Source organism: Pantoea sp. Pa-EAmG (assembly GCF_030024295.1).
Lineage (GTDB): Bacteria > Pseudomonadota > Gammaproteobacteria > Enterobacterales > Enterobacteriaceae > Pantoea > Pantoea dispersa.
This window is the reverse complement of sequence record NZ_JASEWO010000301.1, coordinates 1-2,844: the sequence shown is the minus strand read 5'-3', so window position 1 is coordinate 2,844 and position 2,844 is coordinate 1. Positions and strand designations below refer to the sequence as shown.

Annotated in this window: 2 protein-coding genes and 1 pseudogene; all 3 read right to left on the bottom strand. The window is 53.1% G+C overall.

The window, feature by feature from the left end; all coding sequences use genetic code 11:
- Nucleotides 1–285: 285 nt before the first annotated feature.
- A complete protein-coding gene (locus QMM04_RS21945; RefSeq protein WP_282997034.1) occupies nucleotides 286–1,398 on the bottom strand; it encodes a M20 family metallopeptidase in 1,113 nt (370 codons plus the stop codon).
- 1 nt (nucleotide 1,399) lies between these two features.
- The gene (locus QMM04_RS21940) at nucleotides 1,400–2,155 is read right to left on the bottom strand and encodes a glutamine amidotransferase (protein WP_282997033.1); all 756 of its coding nucleotides are present in this window, start codon (nucleotides 2,153–2,155) and stop codon (nucleotides 1,400–1,402) included.
- Between the two features lie 13 nt (nucleotides 2,156–2,168).
- Nucleotides 2,169–2,844: pseudogene (locus QMM04_RS21935) on the bottom strand (phosphotriesterase-related protein); the annotation flags it as partial.

Genomic DNA, 2,844 nt, shown 5'->3' with positions numbered 1-2,844 from the left:
AACATCCGCTAACCGCTTTAACGCCGCTTCTGGCGTCGCCGCTTCGACCTCTTCATCTAACTTTTTATAGCCTTGTGAAATGAGTAAGACAGCGCTTTCAACATCAGAGCGTTCCAGTGTCGCAACGATTTGTTCTTTGCGATAAAAAATGAATTCTGGCATAGCACTTTCCCGGTTCAACCTGCGAGGCCCCGATTATAGTGCCGAATGGACATAAAATGTATCCGTGCGCGCCGCCTGGCTAAGCCATCACTCATTTTACAGAAACATTGTCATCGCGTTTAATCACATCCAATCTTTAATTAGCTTCTCATAAAGATTTTCAGCTTCAGCCAATCGACTCAGCAAACAATATTCATCGGTTTGATGTGCCATCGTGGGTTCACCTGGACCGAGAATCATACACGGCGGATTGCCGAGTGCGGGCAGCAATAGCGACGCATCCGTAAAGTAAGGCACGACTTTGGCATCAAGTGGCCGATCAAACAGCGGTTGGCAATGGCGGTAAACGGATTGTACCCATTGGTTTTCTTCAGAACTCAACACCGCCGGCAGATCGACCAGGGTGGTGATCGTGACAGCCTCACCCAAGAGAGAAGCCAACTGCTGTCGTACTGTAGCGTGTTGCAAATTCGGTGCACTGCGAATGTCGACATCAAAAGCGGTGCGATCCGGAACGGAATTGATATTGAGTCCGCCCTCAATACGCCCAACATTCAGCGTAGGCTGCTTCATTAATGGATGCGGTGCGCCGGGAGAAAAGTGGCGAATTTTCCCCAGCGCATCTGCGGCCAGATAAATGGCATTGATACCCAGTTCTGGCATTGCGCCGTGTGCCGTTTTACCGTGAGTTTCACAGCGCAGCCACAGTGCACCTTTATGGCCAATGACCGGATAGTTAGCCGTGGGCTCCCCAACAATCAATGCGCCGATTTCAGGCAAGTTGCCCGCTTCTATCAATGCCCGCGCACCATCACAGCCGGTTTCTTCCCCACCCGTAATCATCAACACCACGCCGCGGCCCGCTTGAATCGCCGCTTTGTGCTGCACGCAGGCGATGGCGAAAGCGGCTACCGCTGCTTTCATATCGCTGGCGCCACGGCCATACAGGCGATCGCCGTCGATATCGCGACCAAAAGGGTCGAATTGCCATGGCTGATTGCCCAGCGGGACGGTGTCGAGATGACCGGTAAACGCGAGCGGTTTTCCTGCGGAGGTTCCCGCTATACTGGCAATCAGGTTGACCCGATCCGAACCAAATTTCGTGAGCGCGATGTCAAAACCTTGCTCCGCGAGCCAATCTGCCAGGAAATGCATGCAGTCGGCTTCATTGCCAGGCGGATTGATGGTGTTAAAGCCCAGCAGTTGCTGGGCGAGTTCAAGTGACTTTGGTGGCATATCAAGGGCGCTCCGTCAGCCAATCGAGGCAGTTCAGCCACAGTTGGCGATACCCTTTCCATTGAGAAAACGCTTCTGGTAACCAATGGGCGGACATATCGCTGGTCCAAACCAGAGAACGGCCATTTTGATACTCTCTTACTGCCAGCAAAGGATGAGCCGTACCCGCAACGGTGGCGATCAGTGTGCCTTCAGGCTGCATCTCCACCTCGTTATATCCCAGCAACCAGGGCCAATCGCCTGGAATATCCGCCAGTACTTTGTGTGACGTTGTCACCTCGGCGTAGCTGCCCTCCGGCGTTTCTATACGGTCATCCCAGGCGAGGCAGCGCACCGGCAATACTTTTTCCACCAGCGTATTACGGTAACGAGCACCGCCATTGATGCCCTGGAAACTGTAATAGCCGCCAATCATCATCAGAGCCCCACCTGCTGCTACATAATCGTGGATTAGCTTAAGACGATTGGGCGTACGACGGCTTTTCAGCCACGTATCCGGATGCAAAAGCAAAGTATTGGCGCCAATATCAGAGAGGATGATCGCATCCCACTGCTGTAAGGCTTCAAGCTCCAGAGGAAACTCAGTGGCCGCCGCGTGGGCAGGCATATGTGTAATGGCATAATCGCTATCTTGTAATGCCGCCATAAAATCGACGGCGCCGCTATGCCAGGTGGCGGTGGCGAATTGATCAAAGCCTTTCACATGGGTCGAGGTACTGGTCCAGGATTCTCCCACCAGCAAAATGTTCTTCTGCATAACGCGTCTCCGTTTATCCGCCAAATACTCGCTGCGGATTATCAATCATTAAGGTTTCGAGTTGTTCACCGCTAACGCCATGACGTTTCAGGCGCGGGACGAAATGTTTGAGAATGTAGCCATAACCGTGGCCACCGTAACGCGTCAGCATGGTTTTCAAGAACACATCCTGCGACATCAAAATCTGCTGGATATAGCCGTCCTCTATCAGTTCGCAGATGGCGCGTGCGTTCTCTTCATCGGATGGCGATTGGGCAGATTCGTCGGCGTAGTAATAACTCATGCCAATCATGTCGTACTCCAGAAAAACGCCGCGTTTAGCCAGTTCTCGCTGGTAGGGTTTGTCCGCAAAGCTGGGGTTCATATGGCACAGCACGGTATGACGCAAATCAGCCCCTTCCTGCTCAAGAATATCCAGCACCTTATGACCGAGCCGCTCCCAGCCAGGTAAGTGCACCTGGATGGGGACGCCGGTTGCTGCGCTGGCGCGACCGGCAGCACGCAGTGACTTCTCTTCATCGGGGGTGAAGCGACTGGAAATACCGATTTCGCCGATCAAACCGGCAATGACGTCAGGTTTTTCATCTGCTCCACCGAGGTCATAGATGAGCTTGTCAGTCAGCTGCTCAACGCTGATGCTTTTGACCCATTCGGGATGTGAAGGCTCCAGATAAAGTCCAGTGCCCATC